This window comes from Streptomyces sp. NEAU-W12, from assembly GCF_026242095.1.
Lineage (GTDB): Bacteria > Actinomycetota > Actinomycetes > Streptomycetales > Streptomycetaceae > Streptomyces.
Genome location: NZ_JAPJDM010000012.1, coordinates 169,539 through 188,748, shown reverse-complemented (window position 1 = coordinate 188,748; position 19,210 = coordinate 169,539). Strand labels below are relative to the sequence as shown.

The following is a 19,210-nucleotide window of genomic DNA, read 5'->3' as shown; positions in this document are numbered from 1 at the left end:
CGGGCCTTCCGCCCGGGCCCCCGCGGCGGTCGTCACCGGCAGTTGTCCGCCGCGTCGATCAGCCGCTGCGCCTCGCCCAGAGCCTCCCGCAGGGCCGCGGGGTCGGTGGCGAGGTGGGCGTCCTCGGGCGGCAGCAGCCACTCCGAGCCCTCCACCGGCGGCCCGTGACCGTCGGTCCGGGTGCAGGTGCTGCCCGGCACGTCCCACTCCGCGGCCGTCCCCGGCGGCACCAGGAAGCCGAGCGTGCGGCCTCCCTCGTCGTGCAGGACGGGACCCACCGCGTCGCCCTCCGCCTGGCGCCGGAGGATGTCGACCGCCTCCAGGCCCTGGCGGGCCGGAACCGTCACCACGTCGCAGCAGCCCGGCGGCCCGCCGCGCCGCGTCCGGGGTTCACCGCTTCGGCTGGTCACCATCCCGGCCTCCGCATGTCGTCCTCCGCATCTCCACCTCCACCACACACCCGGGTCCAACGCGTCGGACGGCCGACGGCTACGGCGAAACCCAATAGCACAGAATGGCAGTTCATGGCGGATCACGGACGAGATATCCGCTTTGCGGCCGAACTTTGCGTGGCGGCCCGGTCACAGCAGGTACGTTCTTGCCCGCCGGTACCAGGACGGTGCCCGCGCGGCGCATGGACGCACCATGACGAACCGCGGGGAACCGCCCTGTCGTCCGGCATGGTTCGACGGTTCGCAGAGAGGACCCGGCCATGGCGTCGTCAACGGTGCCCTCGTCCCAGCCCGACCGGCCCCCGCGGCCGAACCCCGTCTTCCGGCAACTGCGCGGACCGCGCTCGCCGGCCGAGTTCGCCGCGTCGGTCCGCCGGGCCGCTCGCGAGATCGGCGAGCGGGTCAGCTGTGACGCACGGTACGTGCACCGGGTGGAGGCAGGCGAGATCCGCTGCCCCAACTACGCCTACGAGCGGGTGTTCCTGCACATGTTCCCCGGCCGGACGCTGACCGACCTGGGGTTCGCGCCCCGTTCCTCGGTCCGCGGACGCCGGGCGCGGGCCGACGGGGACACCCCCCCGTCGCCTGCCGGGGACCCGCCACTCGTCACGAGCGGGACCGGCGGAGCCCCTGAACCGTATGAAACGCGGAACCCGTACCACACGCACCACAACTACGAGGAGAGCGACGTGCTGCGTCGCGCATTCATGACCGGCGGGGGCGCCACGGTGGCCGCCGCCTCGCTGGGTCCGACCGCCCTCGCCCCGGACGCCTCGGCGGCACAGCGTGCCGTGCGCCGACCGGGCGCGAGCGACGCCGGAGTCCTGGAAGACGCCGTCCGCCGTATCCGGCTGCTCGACGACCGGCACGGGGCCGACGGCCTCTACCGGCGGGCCGCCGCACCGCTGCGCGCCGCCTACGCCCTGCTCGACGCCGGCGCGACCCGGCAGCGGACGGCGGACCGGCTGTACGCGGGCGCCGGTGAACTCGCCATCTCTGTGGGCTGGCTGGCGCACGACTCGGGCCGCTTCGACGACGCCCGCTCGCACTACGCGGAGGCGCTGGCGACCGCGCGGGTGACGGGGGACCCCGGGCTCGAGGCGCACGCCTTCTGCAACACGGCGTTCCTCGCCCGCGACGCGGGCCGGCCGCGGGAGGCGGTGCGGGCGGCGCAGGCCGCGCAGCGGGCCGCGCGCCCGCTCGGCTCCCCCCGGCTGATGTCGCTGCTGGCGCTGCGCGAGGCGGGCGGCTGGGCCGGGCTCGCCGACCGGGCGGGCTGCGAACAGGCGCTGGCCCGCGCGCAGGCCTACTTCGACCGCGGGCCCACGCCGGCCGACCCCGAGTGGATGACCTTCTACGGGGAGGCCGAACTGGAGGGCCTGGAGGCGCAGTGCTGGTCCACGCTCGGCGACTGGCCACGGGCGGCCCGGCACGCGCGGCGGGCGGCGGAGCTCCAGGACCCGCACTTCACCCGCAACATCGCGCTGTACACGGCGGAGCTGGCGGACGACCTGGCGCGCGGCGGACTCCCGGACGAGGCGGCCGCGGCCGGGATGCGGGTCCTGGACCTGCTGCCGGAGGTCCAGTCGTGCCGGGTCCGGACGATACTGGCGGGCACCGCCCGCGTCCTGCTCCCGCACCGCCGCGCCTCGGACGTCTCGGCCTTCCTGGACCGCCACGCCTCACTCCCCCGCGCGGAGTGACCGGCAGGGGCGGCACCCCGGGGCCCGGGGTCAGCCCGCCAGGTGCCCCAGGTCGTTCCAGCTCTCGACGGCCGGTTCCCCGTACGCCCAGCCCAGGACCGACAGGGAGGTCGGGTTGAGGCGGATGCGGGCCGCGAAGCCGAGCGGCAGCCCCAGCCAGCGGGCCCCGATGGAGCGCAGGATGTGCCCGTGGGCGAAGACCAGGACGTCCCGGTCGGCGGAGCGGGCCCAGGCCACCGCCTCGTCCGCGCGGGCCGTCACCTCGTCGAGGCTCTCCCCCTCGGGGACACCGTCCCGCCAGATCAGCCAGCCGGGGCGGTCCGCCTGTATCTCCGCGGGGGTCAGGCCCTCGTAGGCACCGTAGTGCCACTCCATGAGGGTGTCCCAGGGCTGCGCGCGCTCGCCGAACCCGGCGATCTCGCAGGTATCGCGCGCGCGGGAGAGCGGGCTGGTGCGCACCTCGACGTCCGGTATGCCGTCGTACGGCGGGCGGTGCAGGCGTTCCCCGAGCAGCTTGGCGCCCCGCCGGCCCTCCTCCAGCAGCGGCACGTCGGTCCTGCCGGTGTGCTTGCCGGACAGCGACCACGCGGTCTGTCCGTGCCGGGCCAGCAGCATGCGCGGTGCCATGGGAGACCTTCCGGGAGAAAACGCAGGGGAACCCCTCCATCATCGCGCACCCCGGCCACGGGCAACCCGGTGGGCGATCGCAGCGTCTATCAGGGCCGGGGCGCCTCGGCGGGGGCGCCTGCACGCCGTAGAGTGGCCGACCACCATGTGGGCGCCGCCCAGGGACGAGGGGGAGGGCGATCGGATGCCGCACAGCGAGATACCGGGTACCGAAGGGGCCCCGGCGACCCGGCTGCGCTGGTGGACCGAACTGCCGCTGATCCTTCTCGTGTACGCCTGCTACTCGGCGGGGCGGTTGTTGGTCCGGGGCGACGTCGCCGACGCCGTGGACCACGGTCTGGCGATCCTGCGCATCGAGCAGGCGCTGCATCTCAACGCCGAGCAACCGCTGAACCGGCTCTTCACGCGCGAGCCGTGGCTCGGGATCCCGGCCGACTTCTGGTACGCGTCGCTGCACTACCTGGTGACGCCCGCGCTCCTGGTCTGGCTGTTCCGCTCCCGCGCGGCGCACTTCCGCGCCGCCCGCACCTGGCTGATGACGTCGACGTTCATCGGACTGATCGGCTTCACCCTGCTGCCCACCTGCCCGCCCCGGCTGCTCGAGGCGAGCCACGGCTTCGTCGACACGATGGCCCAGTACAGCTCGTACGGGTGGTGGGCCGGTGAGGCCAGCGCCCCCAGAGGGCTGGGCGGCCTGACCAACCAGTACGCGGCGATGCCCAGCCTGCACGTGGGCTGGGCCCTGTGGTGCGGTGTGGTGCTGTGGCGGCACGGCGGTACGCGGTGGGCGAGGACGGCGGGCGTCGTCTACCCGCTGGTGACGCTCGTCGTGGTGATGGGCACCGCCAACCACTACTTCCTCGACGCCGTCGCGGGCGCCGCCGTGATGGGTGCCGGGCTGCTGCTCACGCCGGTCGTGCTGCGGAACGCGGACCGGGCGAAGGCCGGCGTACTGCCGGGTCCCGCCCCGCAGTTCGCGCGGCGTTCCGCCCCGGTCGAGGCGGCCTCGTCCGTCCCGGGTTCCCCGATTGTCAGTGCCGGATGCCAGACTTCCGCGGGTGAGCGATTTCCACGGCAGCGGCAGCTCGAGTCACGGCCCGCCTCCGGAACCGAGCCGGGTGTCTCCCCTCCAGCCCGGGGAGAAGACGACCGGACGGCTGCGGCACCGGCTCGCTGAACTGCGCGGCCCGGGCGTACGGGCCAAGGCACTGGACGCGCGCGCCCTGGCCGCCCTGGCCGCCAACCCGGGCTGCGAGCGGCGCGCGATCCTCGACGGCGCGGGGGTGGACAAGGCCACGCTCGCGGGCGCGCTGGGCTCCCCGTCGGTCTTCGGCCAGTCCCAGTTCGCGTTCGTCCGGGGCAACGCGTTCGAGGCCAAGGTCAAGGCGGACGGCGGCACGGAGCTGCTGCGGCTGGTCCACGAGAAGCTGGACCGCTCCGCCGAACCGCCCGCCGCCGCGCGCGTCCCGGACCTGTCCGCGGCGGGCCACGAGGGGCGTCGGGCGCGTACGGAGCTGGCGCTGGGCGAGGCCGTCCGGGCGCCGGGCGAGTGGACACTGCTCGACCACCCGCTGCTCGCGCTGGACGTCGCGGGTTCCCCGGCGTTCCTGGAGCCGGACGCGGTGGTGGTGCACCCGGACGGCAGTTGGACGGTCGTGGAGATCAAGTCCTTCCCCCTCCTCGACGGTTCGGCCGACCCGGCGAAGGTCGGCGCGGCCGCCCGGCAGGCCGCGGTGTACGTGCTCGCGCTGGAGGAGGTCGCCGCCCGCCTCGCCGCCGCCCCGGAGACGGCCCCGGACACGACCCCGGACACGGCCGCTCCCCGCGTGCGGCACCGGATTCTGCTGGTGTGCCCCAAGGACTTCTCCAACCTGCCGACCGCGTCCGCCGTGGACGTGCGCAAGCAGCGCGCGGTGACCGCCCGTCAGCTCGCCCGGCTCACCCGGATCGAGAACATCGCGGACACGCTCCCCGAGGGCACCTGCTTCGCCCCCGAGCTGCCCCGTGAGCGGCTGGCGGCTTCGGTGGAGTCCGTGCCGGCGAGTTACGCGCCGGAGTGCCTGTCCGCGTGCGAGCTGGCCTTCCACTGCCGGGACCGCTCCCGCGCGCAGGACGCGGTGACCGCCCTGGGCCGCCCGGTCCGCGCCGAGTTGGGCGGCCTGACGACGGTCGAGGACGTCCTGGCGGCGTCCCGCGGCGAGCTCGGTGATCCCGGCGATCCGACGGTCGCCGCCCTGCGCCGGGCGGCGGCCCTGCGCGCGGAGGCCCTCGCCGGCGCGGCGGCATCCGTCCGCGTGTCCGTCCGCGCGGAGGAGGACCCTTGTCGCTGATCACCACCCTCGCCCGCCTCGAGGCCGTCAGCACCGGCCGGGCCCGGCCCGTCGCCACCGTCCGGCACCGGCATCTGTCCGAGCGGCCCCTGGTGTTCGTGCCGCTGACCACCGCCGGCGAGGCGGGAGCCCCGCTCGGCGCGCTGGTGGGCACCGACCGGGACGCGCCCCGGCTGCTGGCCGTACCGCAGCCGCGCGACCGCGACCTCAGGTTCGCGTTCCTGGCCGAACTGGCCGACGTGGTCCTGCCCTACATCGACAGCTGCGCCGAGGCCGTGGAGGCCGCAGAGCGCGGCGAGACCGACCCCCAGACCGGCAAGCGGATCAAGGTAGAGGTCGAACTGTGCGCGGACGCGCCGCAGTTGATCGTGCCGAGCCGGGCCGGTGCCGACCTCGTACGGCTCCTCGGCCGTTCCACCCGGTTTCGGCGCACGGCGGAGCAGGACCCGGAGGCGCCCTTCCCCGCGCCGCCCCGGGTGCCGTTGCTCGGGCGGTGGCTGACGCACTTCGGGGAGCGGGCCCGGGTGCCCGGGTCGTCGCTGCTGCCGGCCATGACCGACCTGCTGGGCCGGCACTGGGCGACCGGGCAGTCCACCCTGGAGGACCAGCACCTGGGGGCGCTGCTCGCGTGGATCGACCCGCCCGCGGGGCGCTCCGGCGCCGAGGCCGCGCGGGAGGCGGAGCTGGCACGGGACGCCGACGGGCAGTTGCGGTGCCCGCCCGCGGGCCCGGCGACCGACCCGGCGTTCGACAACAAGCTGCTCGCCCCGGCGATCGAGCGGTACGACCGGGCCCGTACGGCGCTCGCCGCCGCGCAGGACGGCCTGGAGGCCGACGAGCGGCTCGGCGCGCTGACGGCGGCGGAGCGGGAGATCCGCAAGCTGGTTCAGAGCCGTACGCGGCCCACCTGGGACGCGGTGTGGCGGGGCCTGGACCTGCTGCGGGCGCTGCCCCGGGGGGCGCGGGTCGAGGAGCGGTGGACGCGTGACCGCTGGTCGTTCACCGGTCACCGGGACCGGGTGCTGGCCGGTGAGCCGCCCCAGCCGCGCCGCGACGACGCGGTGACCGCGGCCAACAAGCTCGCCACGCGCGAGCGGGAGCAGGCCCGGCTGGAAGCGCAGGAGGCCCTCGACGACCCGCTGGTGATGGCGGGCCGGCGGCTGTCCGGGGAGGCGTTCGCCGGAGAGGTCACCGATGTCGTCATGGCGTACAGCGAGAGCAGGCGGCCGAGCCCCCGCCCGCTGGTCACCGTCCGCACGGACGACCGCCCGCACCTGGGCGAGCGGGTCCGCGTGTACCGCTCCCTGGGCGGAAAGCCGCAGACGGCCGAGTTCGTCGCCGCGGAGGAGGGCGGGTCCCTGCTCATTCTGCGGATCATGGACAAGATGGGCCGCGGCAGGGAGCCGGAGGCGGGCTCGGTGCCGGAGAAGGGCGACCGCGTCCTCTTCACGCTGTTCGAGCACGAACCGCGCGGCGGGGCGAAGCTGCCCGACCCGGAGGAGACCCCGTGGACCCATGGCGGGCCGCCCGGCGCACAGGCCGGTGTGCAGGAGCCCGCCGACCCGGTGACCGAGGAGGACGTGCTGTGACCCACTCGCCCACCGAGACCGTCTTCGACGCCGGTGCGGCCGCCACCCGGGCCACCGACGCGATCCTGCACGACACCCTGCACGGCACCGCGCGCGGTGTGGTCGTCGACTCCCCGCCCGGCGCCGGCAAGTCCACGCTCGTGGTCCGCGCGGCGCTGGAGCTGGCCGACGCGGGACGCCCGCTGATGGTGGTGGCGCAGACCAACGCCCAGGTGGACGACCTGGTGCTGCGGCTCGCGGAGAAGAACCCCGGGCTGCCGGTCGGCCGGCTGCACAGCAGTGACACCGACCCGTACGACAAGGCGCTGGACGGCCTGGACAACGTCCGCACGTCGGCGAAGGCGTCCGACCTCGCGGGGCTCGACGTGGTCGTCTCGACGGCCGCCAAGTGGGCGCACGTCAAGGGCGTCGAGCCGTGGGCGCACGCGATCGTCGACGAGGCGTACCAGATGCGCTCGGACGCGCTGCTCGCCGTGGCCGGACTGTTCGAGCGGGCGCTGTTCGTGGGCGATCCGGGGCAGCTGGACCCGTTCTCGATCGTGGGCGGCGAGCAGTGGGCGGGGCTGTCGTACGACCCGTCCGCGTCCGCCGTGACCACGCTGCTCGCGCACAATCCCGAACTGCCGCAGCACCGCCTGCCGGTGTCGTGGCGGCTGCCCGCCTCGGCGGCGCCCCTGGTGTCGGACGCGTTCTACCCGTACACGCCGTTCCGCAGCGGCACCGGCCACGGCGACCGGCGGCTCGCGCTCGGGGTGCCGTCGGACGGTTCGGGGCCCGACCGGGTGATCGACGAGGCCGCCGGGTCCGGCTGGGGCCTGCTGGAGCTGCCCGCCCGGCACACCCCGCGCACGGACCCGGAGGCGGTGCGGGCGGTGGCGCTGGTCGTGCGCCGGCTGCTGGACCGGCGGGGCGCGTCGGTCTCGGAGCGGGCCGAGGACGCGGTGCCGCTCACCGCCGACCGGATCGCCGTGGGCACCGCGCACCGCGACCAGGCGGCGGCGGTGCGGGCGGCGCTGGCCGGGCTGGGGGCGGCGGACGTCACCGTGGACACGGCGAACCGGCTCCAGGGACGTGAGTTCGACGTCACGGTGGTGCTGCACCCGTTGTCCGGCCGCCCCGACGCCACCGCCTTCCACCTGGAGACGGGCCGGCTGTGCGTGCTGGCCTCCCGGCACCGGCACGCCTGCATCGTGGTGTGCCGGGCGGGCGTCGGCGAGCTGCTGGACGCCTACCCGTCGACGGAACCGGTCCAGCTGGGCACCCTCGTGAAGTTCCCGGACGGCTGGGAGGCCAACCACGCCGTCCTGGCCCACCTCGCACAGCACCGAGTCACCTGGCAGCCCTGACCAGCACCCCGGCGCCCACCCGGCACACGCCCGGCGCGGCACCGGACCGTGCGGCAGTCCTGACCCCACCGGTCCCGAGGCCCTCTTGCGGGGCGCGCGAGAATGGGAGGTGGCCCGCTCCTCCCGGCGGGCAGAAGCGCCACCACGCACGCATGCACAAGGACGAAGGAGAAGACATGGCGGAGCCCACGCCGCGTCGGGACGAACCGCGGCTGCGCCCCGCGCCCCTGCTGTTCGAGCCCACGGCAGCGGCGGCCGACCCGGAGCACTTCTTCGACCTGGAGTCGATCGACGATCCGCGGGTGCTGCTGGAGCGGGCGACGGAGCTGACGCTCGCGTTCCGTGCGGCGGCGGACCGGGCGATGGAGTTCCAGGCGATGGCGGCGGCCCAGCTGGCCGACCCCCGGCGCTTCGACCGGCTGACGGTCGCCGACATCGCCGAGCGGGCCGAGTGGACCGAGGACTACGCGAAGAAGATGGTCGAGTTCGGCCGGGACCTGCTGCGCGGGGGCGAGGGCCGGGACCGCGTCGACCCCTCGTGAGGACGCCGCGCCCCCTGCGACGCCCCCCAGCGGACCTCGGGTCCGCCCGGTCGAACAGATGCGGCATATGCCAGGCGGGCACGATACCCCCTCCCCGCCTCCCTGTCCCCGGTTTCCGCGACCCTGGGGGGTCGTCTCCTCACCGCCGGTAGACAGACGGCATGAGCAGTACGCGCAAGGCCCCCGACCTCGGCGGCGTCACGGGTGCCACGGGTGTCACCCCGGACGGTGCCGCCTGGCTCGCCTCCGCAGGAACGTATCCGCGCAGCACCCTCTCCCTCTGGGAGGAGCGGCCGGACGCACCGGTCGTGCTGCCCTGCGGCTCCGTCTTCGACGTGGTGAGCACGCCCTCGGCCTTCGGGCGCCGGATGCTGGACCGGATGTGGGACGAGGGGCCGGGCCCCGGCCCGGTGGCCGGGTTCCGCGGCCGGATGCTGCTGTTCGCGGCGCCCGGCACCGCCCAGCGGCTCCCCGCGCTGCTGGAGTGGGAGGAGTGGGGCGCCCGTGGCAGGGGCCCCGGGGAGGCCGGCCGTACGGGCGGGGTCCCGCCGCTGCTGTGCCACGGCACCGGTGACGCGGTGACCGTGCCGGCCCCGGCCCCCCGCGCCGGCACGGCCCGCTCCGGCTCGCGCTGGCTGGTGGCCCCGGACACACGTCACCCCTGGCTGCCGGGCCCGGAGGCGCTGCTCCGGGCGGCCGTGCGGGCGGCCCGCGCGGCCGTGCGGATATCGATTTTTCCTCCCGCCGACCAGGGTGCTAATGTCTACGACGTCAGCAGGCGCCGCTAGCTCAGTTGGTTAGAGCAGCTGACTCTTAATCAGCGGGTCCGGGGTTCGAGTCCCTGGCGGCGCACGACACGGAAAGGCCTCTTGCCACGGCAAGGGGCCTTTTACGCGTCTGCGCCCACCCCCTCGCCGGCACCCCCGTCGCCGCCCCCGCCCCGGCCCACGCCGATCTGCACCGTCCAGGCCCCCGAGGCGGTACGCCCCTCCACCTCCACCCGTACGTCGTCCTCCGGCACCGTGAAGCTCTCGCCGAGGGCGACCGGGGCGTCCGCGAGGGCCGGGTAGACCGATTCCCCCCGGCAGGCCTCCGTGTGCGGGTGGGCGTCGATCACCTGGATCGGGCCCTCACCGGACCGGGTCGTGCCGCGCACCCGGTAGACCAGCACCCCCGACCGGCAGGCGTCCGCGTCGTCGCCGACGGGTGCCCGCACCTCGAAGGCGAGCACGCTGTCCGGGCCGGTGCGCACCACCGCGAGCTTGGTGCCCCCGCCCAGCCCGAAGGCCGGCGCCCCGGCAGCGCCCGTCGCGGGTACCCCGGGCCCCGCCGCCAGTGGTTCCAGCGTCAGCCGTACCGGCCCCGCGCCCCGTACGCACCGCACCTGCCGGGGCTCCAGCCAGCCCAGCTTCCACTTGTGCCAGCCGAACAGGTCGGGGGCGAGGGCGAACTGGCTGCCCATCAGGTCCCAGTCACCGACGTGGGTGTCCCAGTCGCCCTCGCCGTCCGCGGGCCGGTGGTAGAGGTCGGGGAGGTCGAAGACATGGCCGGTCTCGTGGGCGAGGACCAGCCGGTCCGGGGGGTGCTCCTCGAACACGGTGACGACCCGGCGGATGTCGGTGCCGTCCGCCCGCAGCGGGGTGTCCAGGTTGACGACCTTCGTGGCGTCGGAGTCCACGCCGGGTGCGTCCGGGTCGGCGACGAAGTAGACGACGTCGTACCGCGAGAAGTCGACCCGCGGGTCGGCCGCGGCGAGCGCGTCGCGCAGATAGGCGGACCGGTGCCGCGTGCTCCAGTCGCGCTGTATGGCGTACGCGGTGGACGGGCGGGGCATACGGATCCAGTGACGCAGGGCGTGCGGGTGCAGGGAGAAACTGCCGTAGGAGGCCCGGTGGAAGAAGTCGCTGGTGGCGGGGAAGTGGTCGGCGGTCAGCTCCTCGGGGGTGGTCAGGGGGTGGGAGTCCGGGAACGACAGGAAGACCATGACCGCGTTCAGCCGGCCGGCCGGGCGGGGGTAGGCGGCGTTCCAGGTGTCGAGGCCCTCCGAGTGGTGCGCGTCGGTGCGGATCAGGGCGCACGGCGCCGCGGAGAACGGCTCGGCGTCGGAGGGAGCGGTCATCATGGAGGTCGCGGCGAGCGCCGACATGGTGGTGCACACGGCCGCCGTGCCGCGCAGCCGGGGCCGGGCCGGTGGACCGCCGGACCACGGCCCCGTCCGGAGTCCCGTCCGGACCCCCAGACGGCCCAACCTCCTCAGAGCCTCACGACCGAGTCCTCTCAGGGGGAGCTGACGCGGCACGGAGACCTCCGGGAGACGGTTCACGGGACACCGCACCCAGCCTGTGGGGGTTTGCAGTCATACGCCCTGTTTATCTGCACCGGACGGGTGAGGAGGCGTGGAATCCGTTCACGGGCGACACCTCGAACCACTCACGGAACGTCACAACCGGTCGGAGGCCTGAAGAAGCCAGCCACCTCCGAGCAGAAACGATCTGGCAGAGATGCGGGACCGTCCTGGACACTGGAGAGTGACTGGAAGGGCTTCAGGGAGACCTCTATGATCGGCACACTTTCCTGAGACATTCCTGAGGCTTTCCGGCACGGACAGCGATCGAGTGCACGGCGGGAGCGAGCGGTGAGCGGAACGTCCGAAGGGCCGACGCCCACAGCAGATCCCAACCGGCCGACCGTCACGGAGAGTGAGATCACCGCGCCGTGCCGTACCGGATGCGCCGGCCTCCCCCTGCCCCCGTCGTACCGCTCCGTCTTCGCGGCCGCTCCGCTCGCCATGGCCGTGGTCGGCTGTGACGGCCGGGTGATCAGCGCCAACGGCACGCTCGCCGCCCTGCTGGGCCGCGCGCCGGGCACCCTGACCGGCGCGGTCGCCGCCGACCTGGTGGACCTCTCCTCCGACGCCCGTGCCTGGCACGCCTACCGCGACCTGCTGAGCGGCCGGCAGGGCCGGCTGCGCTGCACCCGCCGGCTCAAGCACCCCGAGGGGCACTCCCTGTGGGTGCAGGTGTCGGTCGCCCCGCTCCCCCCGGAGGAGGGGGCCGCCCACCGGGAACACGGCGAGTACGACGGGCACGGCGCTCCCGGCGTGCTGCTGTCGGTCGCCGACGTCAGCGCCCGCCACGAACTCCAGGCCCGGCTCAGGCACTTGCAGATGCACGACCCGGTGACCCGGCTGCCCAACCGCACCCTGTTCTTCGAACGGCTGACGGCCGCCCTGGAGGCGGAGTCGTACCAGGAGAGCGGCACGGGCCGGATCGGGCTGTGCTCCCTGGACCTGGACGGTTTCAAGGCCATCAACGACGCCCTGGGCCACCGCGTCGGCGACCGGCTGCTGGCCGCCGTCGCCGAACGGCTGACGCTGTGCGCCGAGGAGGCGGGCCGGTCCCGGGGCTGCACCCCGCTGGTGGCCCGGCTCGGCGGGGACGAGTTCGCGCTGCTGGTCGAGGACTCCACGGGCACCGAACAGCTCGCCGAGCTCGCCGAGTCGGTGCTCGGCGCGATCCAGGACCCGTTCGACGTGGCCGGCCAGCGGCTGTCGGTGTCGGCGTCCATCGGCGTGGTCGAACGGCACGCGGCCGGGACCACGCCCACCGCGCTGATGCAGGCCGCCGACACGACCCTGTACTGGGCGAAGGCCGACGGCAAGTCCCGCTGGACGCTGTTCGACCCGGAGCGCAACGCGCACCGCATGACCCGTCAGGCCCTCGCCTCCACGCTGCGTCCCGCCGTCGAACGGGGCGAGTTCGCGCTGGAGTACCAGCCGCTGGTCGGTATGGAGGACGACCGGGTGCACGGGGTGGAGGCCCTGGTCCGCTGGAACCATCCGCAGTTCGGCACCCTGACGCCGAATCGGTTCATCTCCATCGCCGAGGAGGACGGCTCGATCGTCAAGCTCGGCCGCTGGGTGCTGCGCACCGCCTGCCGGCAGGCCCGCAGCTGGCAGACCGAGCATCCCGACGAGCCGCCGATCTTCGTCAGCGTGAACGTGGCGGTCCGTCAGGTCTGGGACTCCGACCTGGTGGCGGACGTCGCCGAGACCCTCAAGGAGACGGGCCTGGCGCCGCAGCTGCTCCAGCTGGAGCTGACCGAGTCCGCGGTGATGGGCTCCTCGGGCCGGCCGCTCCAGGCGCTGACGGCCCTCAGCGACATGGGCGTACGCATCGCCATCGACGACTTCGGCACCGGCTACTCGAACCTGGCCTACCTCAGCCGGCTCCCGGTGTCGGTGCTGAAACTGGACGGCGCCTTCGTCCGCGGCTTCCAGTACGAGGACCGGGCGGCGGCGCCCAGCCCGGCGGACGAGGCCATCGTCGAGGCGATGGTGCAGCTCGCCCACCGGCTGGGGCTGACGGTCACCGCGGAGTGCGTGGAGACCTCGGCGCAGGCCACCCGGCTGCGCCGGATAGGGTGCGACACCGGTCAGGGCTGGCTGTACTCCCGGCCGGTCCCGCCGGACCGCATCTCCGAACTGCTGGGCGCGCCGGAGGTTCAGGCGGACGTCGTCGGCGATCCGGTCGTCGGCGATCCGGTCGTCGGCAACCCGTAGGCGTCCGCGATGAGTTCGTAGGACCGCAGGCGTACGTCACCGCTGTGCGCGTTGGCGGTGATCATCAGCTCGTCGGCGCCGGTGCGCTTCTGCAGGCCGTCCAGGCCTGCGCGGACCTCGTCCGGGGTGCCGTGGACGACGTTGGCGTTCCACGAGTCGACGAACTCCTGCTCCATCGGCGAGAACGGGTGCGCCTCGGCCTCCTGCGGGGTGGGGACCAGACCGGGGCGGCCGGTGCGCAGCCGGACCATGCTGAGCGCGGCGGCCAGCACCTGGCGCCGGGCCTCCCTCTCGTCCTCGGCCGCGAGCGCGGAGACGCCGATCAGGGCGTAGGGCTCGTCGAGGACACCGCTCGGGCTGAACGACTCGCGGTAGAGGTCCAGCGCGGGGACCGTGTTCTGCGCCGAGAAGTGGTGGGCGAAGGCGAAGGGCAGGCCGAGCATGCCGGCCAGCCGGGCGCTGAACCCGGAGGAGCCGAGCAGCCAGACGGGCGGGCGGTGCGGCGACTGCACCCCGCCGGGCGAGGTCGCCTGGACCGGGCCCGGGACGGCGTGGATCCGGCGGTAGGGGTGGCCGTCGGGGAAGTCGTCGTCCAGGAAGCGGGTCAGCTCGGCGAGTTGCCGGGGGAAGTCGTCGGCGCCCTCGTTCGGCCGGTCGGTGCGGCGCAGGGCGGCGGCGGTGGCGCCGTCGGTGCCGGGGGCGCGGCCGAGACCGAGGTCGATCCGGCCGGGTGCCATGGCCTCCAGCGTGCCGAACTGCTCGGCGATGACGAGCGGTGCGTGGTTGGGCAGCATCACCCCGCCCGAACCGAGCCGGATCCGCTCGGTGTACGCGGCGAGGTGGGCCAGGATCACGGCCGGGGACGAGGACGCCACACCCGGCATGGAGTGGTGCTCGGCGACCCAGTAGCGGTGGAAGCCGCGCGTCTCGGCGAGCCGGGCGAGATCCACGCTGGTGCGCAGCGCGTCGGAGGCGGTGTGCCCGGCGCCGACCGTGACCAGGTCCAGCACGGAGAGCGGAACGGGCGCCGAGCCGTGCGTGACGCCTCGTGTACCGGCGCCTGCGGTGTTGTCTGCGGCCACGGTGGGGTGCCTCCTGTGTCGGGTGACGTTCGCCGCACCCGTAACAGGAGGCCGTCCCCGCTTATTCCCGGGCGGGCCGCCCCTCCGCCCGCCCGGCTCGCGCCCGCCCGCCCCGCTCACGCCTGCACGATCGGCTCCCGCGTGAACAGGGCGCCCAGGCTCGGGGCGTTCACCCGGCGGTCCGCCAGACGCAGGGCCTCCCAGACGGTGACCTGGTTGGCGGTGAGGACCGGTTTGCCGAGCTCCTTCTCGAGGGCCGGGACGTGGGCGGCCGTGTGCAGGGCCGTGTCGGGGAGCAGGAGGGCCTGGGCGTCCGGGCGGTCGGCCGCGCGGGCGAGGGCGAACAGCTCGGCCTCGCCCCAGGTGCCGACCTCCGCCGCCGTGATGATCCCGGAGCTGGTCACCCCGGTCACCTCCACCCCGTCGGCCGCCAGGAACTCCGCGAAGAGCGCGGCCACGTCGTCCGGGTAGGTCGCGCCGACGGCGACCCGCCGCGCCCCGATCTCCCGCGCCGCGTGCACGAAGGCGAAGGACGTGGAGGACGCGGGCGTGCCCGCCGTACGGGCGAGGGCGCGCACCTGTTCGTGGGCGCCGTCCCAGCCGCGTACGAAGCTGCCGCTGGTGCAGGCCCACACCACGGCGTCGGCGCCGGTGAGCCGCAGTTCCTGGACCCCGGCCGCGAGCCGGTCCGCCGCGCCCATCTCCAGCAGGGCGTCGGCCCGGTGCGCGTCCTCACCGATGTCGGTGTGCACCAGATCCACCCGGACGTCGCTGCCCAGCAGTTGCTCGATGCGCGGGTAGTCGTCCTCGGCGGAGTGTCCGGGGTAGAGGAATCCCAGTGCGGTCATGTCCAGCCTTCCTGCTGCTTCTCGTCCGGCGCACCGGAGACGCCCTGCGCGCCCGGCACGCCCTGCGCGTCCGACACGCCGTGCACGCCCCGTACGCCCGGCGGCTCCTGGCCCTCCGGCAGTACGGAGCCGGTCGGCACCACCGGCCCGGCGGCCGGCAGTACGGAACCGGCCGCCGGGCCCGGCAGTGTGCTCCCGGCCCCGGTGCCGGTGCGCGCCGACGTGTCGATCAGCGCCTGATACGGTCCCACCGCCCGGGTACCCAGTCGGCGCAACGCCGCCCACATGGTCACCTGGTTGGCCGAGATCACCGGTATGCGCAGTTCCGCCTCCAGCTGGGGGATCACGTCGTAGGTGGGCAGGTTGGTGCAGGACAGGAACAGCGCGTCCGCCGTGCCGAGCCGGCCGCACACCGCCGCCCGCCGGGCCATGTCGGCCACCTGCCGGTAGGTGACCTTCCAGATCTGCCGGGTCAGGCCCATGTAGGCGCAGCCGGTGACCTCGACCCCGGCCTGCGCCACGTACTCCTCCAGCGCCCGGGTCACCGACACGGTGTACGGCGTCACCAGTGCCAGCCGCCGCACGTCCAGCTCCACCAGCGCCTCCAGCAGCGCGCCCGAGGTGGTGACCGCGGGGACGGAGCCGGCCCTGCTCATCGCCTCGCACATGGCGCGTTCGCCCATGACCCCGCCGACGAAGCTGCCCGACGTGCAGGCGTACGCGACGGCCTCGGGGGTGACCTCGGTGAGGGTGCCCACGGCGTTCCGGAGGGTCTCGTGCTCGCTGATCATCCGGGCGAGGTCCAGGCTCACCTCGACCGGTACGTACGGCGTCCGGGTGACGTGCAGGGACACCTCGTCAGGCGTCCACCGCCACAGCTCGCGGTCCAGCGCGAAGTCGAAGGGGGCGACCACACCGACACCGCGCTGCGGGCCTGGTCCGCCGAGAAAGGTGACGTCCATGTCAGCACCGGCCTCACGGTGAGAGACGAGCACGCAACGGTTCGTTCAAACGCCCGTGTTGACGACGGTAGGTTCGGGGTGCCAGCGTGGTCAATCAGCACATCTCAGACTTCCGGCCCTCCCGGGGAAAAGGCGGCCATGACCTCCCCCCAGAAAACCCCCGCGACGCCCCCCACGGCCGGCCCCGCGACCGCCGTGACCAGCCCCGGCACCGGCCCCGTGGCCCTCCCCACGCTGCTCGTCCTGGACGCCGATCCGCCGCCCCGGCTGGGCCGGCTGACCGGCAGGGTCCGGATCGAGCACGCGGACGCCTCGACCCTCGCCGAGCGGCTGCCGTCCGCCGACGTGCTGCTGGTCTGGGACTTCGCCTCGCACGCGGTACGCGCCGCCTGGCCGGGCGGGGGGCCGAGGCCGCGCTGGGTGCACACGGCGAGCGCGGGTGTGGACCATCTGATGTGTCCGGAACTCGCCGCCTCCGACACGGTGGTCACCAACGCGCGCGGGGTCTTCGACCGGCCGATCGCCGAGTACGTCGCCGCGCTCGTCCTGGCGATGGCGAAGGATCTGCCGCGGACGCTGGAGCTCCAGCGGGAGCGGACCTGGCGCCACCGCGAGTCGCGCCAGGTCGCCGGGACCCGTGCCTGTGTCGTCGGGTCGGGGCCGATCGGCCGGGCGATCACCGGCACGCTCGAGGCGCTCGGGGTCACCACCGCGCTGGTCGGCCGCAGCGCGCGCGCCGCCTCGCGCGGTGACGGCGTCGGCGCCCCCGCCGCCGCCGTGCACGGCGCCGAGGACCTGGACCGGCTGATCGCCGGTGCGGACTGGGTGATCGCCGCCGCGCCCCTGACCGAGCGGACCCGGGGCATGTTCGACGCCCGCCGCTTCGCCCTGATGCAGCCGTCCGCCCACTTCGTCAACATCGGCCGCGGCCCGCTGGTCGTCGAGGACGCGCTCGCCGAGGCGCTCCGCAGCCACCGGATCGCGGGTGCCGCCCTGGACGTCTTCACGTCCGAGCCGCTCACCCCGGACAGCCCGCTGTGGGACGTGCCGGGGCTGGTCGTGTCGCCGCACATGAGCGGGGACACCCTCGGGTGGCGGGACGAACTCGCTGCCCAGTTCGTGGAGTTGTACGAGCTGTGGGCCGCGGGCGAGCCGTTGTCGAACGTGGTCGACAAGCAGCGCGGGTACGTACCCGGACACTGACCCGTCCGCCGGACCCCGGCACCCCTGACCTCACGGGAGCGTGGATGACCCAAGGCACCGACCCCAGCGGCCCCGCCGCCCTCACGTCCCGCACCGCCGTGCAGCTCCTCGACGGCTACCGCACCGGCGCGTTCGGTCCCGTGGAGGTGACCCGCGCGGCGCTGGAGCGGGCGGAGGCGATCCAGCCGCAGGTGAACGCGTTCGTCCGGCTGCTGTCCGACCAGGCGCTGGAGCAGGCCGCCGCGTCCGAGGAGAGGTGGCGGCGCGGCGAGCCGCGCGGGCTGCTCGACGGGGTGCCGGTCACGGTGAAGGACATCCTGCTGCTGCGCGGCGCCCCGACCCTGCGCGGCTCGTGTGCCGTCGACCCGGCGGGCCCCTGGCAGGAGGACGCGCCGTCGGTGGCGCGGCTGCGGGAGCACGGCGCCGTCCTCCTGGGCAAGACGACGACCCCCGAGTTCGGCTGGAAGGGCGTGACGGACTCCCCGCTCAGCGGGGTCACCGGCAACCCGTACGACCCGGCGCGCACCGCGGGCGGGTCCAGCGGGGGCGCGGCGGCGGCCGTGGCGCTGGGCGCGGGGCCGCTGGCGCTGGGGACGGACGGCGGCGGCAGCGTCCGCATCCCGGCGGCGTTCTGCGGGATCTTCGCGCTGAAGCCGACGTACGGGAGGGTGCCGCTGTATCCGGCGAGCGCGTTCGGCACGCTGGCGCACGTCGGCCCGATGACGCGGGACGCGGCGGACGCGGCACTGCTGATGGACGTGATCGGCGGGCCGGACTCGCGCGACTGGTCGGCGCTGGCACCGGCGCCCGGCTCGTTTCGGGAGGGGCTGGACGGCGGGGTGCGGGGGCTGCGGGTGGCGTACTCGCCGTCGCTGGGCGGCCAGGTGGCGGTGGCCCCGGAGGTGGCGGCCGCGGTACGCCGGGCGGTGGAGCGCCTCGCCGCGCTCGGGGCGTACGTGGAGGAGACCGACCCGGACTTCTCCGACCCGGCGGACGCCTTCCACACCCTGTGGTTCTGCGGGGCGGCGCGGGTGGTGCAGCACCTCACCCGGGAGCAGCGCGAGCTGCTGGATCCCGGGCTGCAGGAGATCTGCGCGGCCGGGGCGCGCCGGTCGGCGCTGGACTACCTGGCGGCGGTCGACGTCCGGATGGACCTGGGCCGGCGCATGGGCCGCTTCCACGACACCTACGACCTGCTGGTCACCCCGACCGTGCCCCGCACCGCGTTCGAGGCGGGTGTGGAGGTGCCGAAGGGGTCCGGTCACCGGCGGTGGACGGGCTGGACCCCGTTCACCTACCCGTTCAACCTGACGCAGCAGCCCGCGGCGAGTGTCCCCGTGGGCACCGACGCGGCCGGGCTGCCGATCGGCGTCCAGCTCGTGGCCGCCCGCCACGCCGACGCGCTGGTGCTGCGGGCGGCCCACGCGCTGTACGGGTCCGGGGTCACGCCCTCCGGAAGCTGAGGGTCTCCCCCGCCGCTCCGGTGCGCCACAGGTCGTTGCACCCCTCGGCCATCTCCGCGAGGCCCTCGACGACCTGGCCCCAGACGATGCCGGGCACCCAGCCCACGTCGCCGTTCAGCAGCAGGTTGTTGCGTTCGTAGAACAGGGCCAGGTCCACGACCGTGGCGCCGGGGCCGACCTCGCGGTCGTACCCGTAGGCCTTGGTGCCCAGTTCCGCGCCCGCGAAGGAGAAGTAGCAGAGGTCCCCCGGGACGGGCGTGACCGTCGGATTCTCCAACGGTGGCTCAGAGGACGCGAACGGCGGGAAGAGCGCGTAGATCTCGTTGCGGGCGTACTTGGCGTGGTAGACGTCGCCGGACAGAGGCAGGGAGCCCCAGACGGCCGCGCAGGTGACCGGTGCCCGGTCGTCGAGCAGCCGGGCCGTACAGGTGATTCCGCGTTTGACCAGCGAGACCTCGACATATCGGTCAATCATGAGACCCATCCTCCCGCACCGGTCAAG

Annotated in this window: 17 protein-coding genes and 1 tRNA gene; 11 read left to right on the top strand and 7 right to left on the bottom strand. The window is 74.6% G+C overall.

The window, feature by feature from the left end; all coding sequences use genetic code 11:
• Positions 1-32: 32 nt before the first annotated feature.
• Entirely contained in the window at positions 33-413 is a 381-nt protein-coding gene (locus tag ORI94_RS17435) for a hypothetical protein (protein WP_266076315.1), read from the bottom strand.
• Between the two features lie 299 nt (positions 414-712).
• Here ORI94_RS17435 and ORI94_RS17430 point away from each other — a divergent pair, with 299 nt between their 5' ends.
• Entirely contained in the window at positions 713-2,155 is a 1,443-nt protein-coding gene (locus tag ORI94_RS17430) for a hypothetical protein (RefSeq protein WP_266076314.1), read from the top strand.
• Positions 2,156-2,185: 30 nt separating this feature from the next.
• Here ORI94_RS17430 and ORI94_RS17425 read toward each other — a convergent pair whose 3' ends face one another.
• Positions 2,186-2,782 carry a histidine phosphatase family protein gene (locus ORI94_RS17425; protein WP_266076312.1) on the bottom strand — a complete coding sequence of 199 codons (597 nt, stop codon included), beginning with the start codon at positions 2,780-2,782 and terminating at the stop codon, positions 2,186-2,188.
• A 184-nt stretch (positions 2,783-2,966) separates the two neighbouring features.
• On the opposite strand from ORI94_RS17425, the gene ORI94_RS17420 reads away from it, so the two are divergent.
• The 7 genes from ORI94_RS17420 (at position 2,967) to ORI94_RS17390 (ending at position 9,441) form a co-directional block, all read left to right on the top strand.
• Positions 2,967-3,959, top strand: a complete 993-nt coding sequence (locus ORI94_RS17420) for a phosphatase PAP2 family protein (protein WP_266076310.1) — start codon at positions 2,967-2,969, stop codon at positions 3,957-3,959.
• Positions 3,901-5,112, top strand: a complete 1,212-nt coding sequence (locus ORI94_RS17415) for a hypothetical protein (protein ID WP_266076308.1) — start codon at positions 3,901-3,903, stop codon at positions 5,110-5,112. The genes ORI94_RS17420 and ORI94_RS17415 overlap by 59 nt, the downstream gene beginning before the upstream one ends.
• Entirely contained in the window at positions 5,103-6,701 is a 1,599-nt protein-coding gene (locus ORI94_RS17410) for a hypothetical protein (RefSeq protein WP_266076306.1), read from the top strand. The genes ORI94_RS17415 and ORI94_RS17410 overlap by 10 nt, the downstream gene beginning before the upstream one ends.
• The gene (locus tag ORI94_RS17405; protein ID WP_266076304.1) at positions 6,698-8,047 is read left to right on the top strand and encodes an AAA domain-containing protein; all 1,350 of its coding nucleotides are present in this window, start codon (positions 6,698-6,700) and stop codon (positions 8,045-8,047) included. Before ORI94_RS17410 ends, ORI94_RS17405 begins: the two co-directional genes overlap by 4 nt.
• A 176-nt stretch (positions 8,048-8,223) precedes the next feature.
• On the top strand, positions 8,224-8,589 hold the full coding sequence (locus ORI94_RS17400) for a hypothetical protein (RefSeq protein WP_266076302.1): 366 nt from the start codon (positions 8,224-8,226) through the stop codon (positions 8,587-8,589).
• A 161-nt stretch (positions 8,590-8,750) separates the two neighbouring features.
• Complete coding sequence (locus ORI94_RS17395; RefSeq protein ID WP_266076300.1) at positions 8,751-9,377, top strand: bifunctional DNA primase/polymerase; 627 nt, start codon at positions 8,751-8,753, stop codon at positions 9,375-9,377.
• Positions 9,368-9,441: transfer RNA gene (locus ORI94_RS17390), tRNA-Lys, on the top strand. Before ORI94_RS17395 ends, ORI94_RS17390 begins: the two co-directional genes overlap by 10 nt.
• Before the next feature lie 37 nt (positions 9,442-9,478).
• On the opposite strand, the gene ORI94_RS17385 is transcribed toward ORI94_RS17390, so the two are convergent.
• Positions 9,479-10,888 carry a M6 family metalloprotease domain-containing protein gene (locus tag ORI94_RS17385; RefSeq protein ID WP_266076513.1) on the bottom strand — a complete coding sequence of 470 codons (1,410 nt, stop codon included), beginning with the start codon at positions 10,886-10,888 and terminating at the stop codon, positions 9,479-9,481.
• 336 nt (positions 10,889-11,224) lie between these two features.
• Between ORI94_RS17385 and ORI94_RS17380 the strand changes: the two genes are divergently transcribed.
• Positions 11,225-13,150: a putative bifunctional diguanylate cyclase/phosphodiesterase gene (locus ORI94_RS17380; protein WP_266076297.1), complete on the top strand. Its 1,926-nt coding sequence runs from the start codon at positions 11,225-11,227 to the stop codon at positions 13,148-13,150.
• Here ORI94_RS17380 and ORI94_RS17375 read toward each other — a convergent pair.
• From ORI94_RS17375 to ORI94_RS17365, 3 genes are all read right to left on the bottom strand, one after another.
• Positions 13,093-14,232, bottom strand: a complete 1,140-nt coding sequence (locus tag ORI94_RS17375) for an LLM class flavin-dependent oxidoreductase (RefSeq protein WP_266076295.1) — start codon at positions 14,230-14,232, stop codon at positions 13,093-13,095. The two genes, ORI94_RS17380 and ORI94_RS17375, sit on opposite strands and share 58 nt — an antisense overlap.
• 116 nt (positions 14,233-14,348) lie before the next feature.
• The gene (locus ORI94_RS17370) at positions 14,349-15,080 is read right to left on the bottom strand and encodes a decarboxylase (RefSeq protein ID WP_266076293.1); all 732 of its coding nucleotides are present in this window, start codon (positions 15,078-15,080) and stop codon (positions 14,349-14,351) included.
• Positions 15,077-16,042 (bottom strand): aspartate/glutamate racemase family protein, encoded by a 966-nt coding sequence (locus ORI94_RS17365; RefSeq protein WP_266076291.1) that lies wholly within the window; start codon positions 16,040-16,042, stop codon positions 15,077-15,079. The genes ORI94_RS17370 and ORI94_RS17365 overlap by 4 nt, the downstream gene beginning before the upstream one ends.
• Positions 16,043-16,261: 219 nt before the next feature.
• On the opposite strand from ORI94_RS17365, the gene ORI94_RS17360 reads away from it, so the two are divergent.
• Both ORI94_RS17360 and ORI94_RS17355 read left to right on the top strand, forming a co-directional pair.
• Positions 16,262-17,245: a D-2-hydroxyacid dehydrogenase gene (locus ORI94_RS17360; protein WP_266076511.1), complete on the top strand. Its 984-nt coding sequence runs from the start codon at positions 16,262-16,264 to the stop codon at positions 17,243-17,245.
• A 44-nt stretch (positions 17,246-17,289) separates the two neighbouring features.
• A complete protein-coding gene (locus tag ORI94_RS17355; RefSeq protein ID WP_266076289.1) occupies positions 17,290-18,708 on the top strand; it encodes an amidase in 1,419 nt (472 codons plus the stop codon).
• On the opposite strand, the gene ORI94_RS17350 is transcribed toward ORI94_RS17355, so the two are convergent.
• Complete coding sequence (locus ORI94_RS17350; RefSeq protein WP_266076287.1) at positions 18,689-19,183, bottom strand: DUF3830 family protein; 495 nt, start codon at positions 19,181-19,183, stop codon at positions 18,689-18,691. The two genes, ORI94_RS17355 and ORI94_RS17350, sit on opposite strands and share 20 nt — an antisense overlap.
• Positions 19,184-19,210 lie beyond the last annotated feature (27 nt).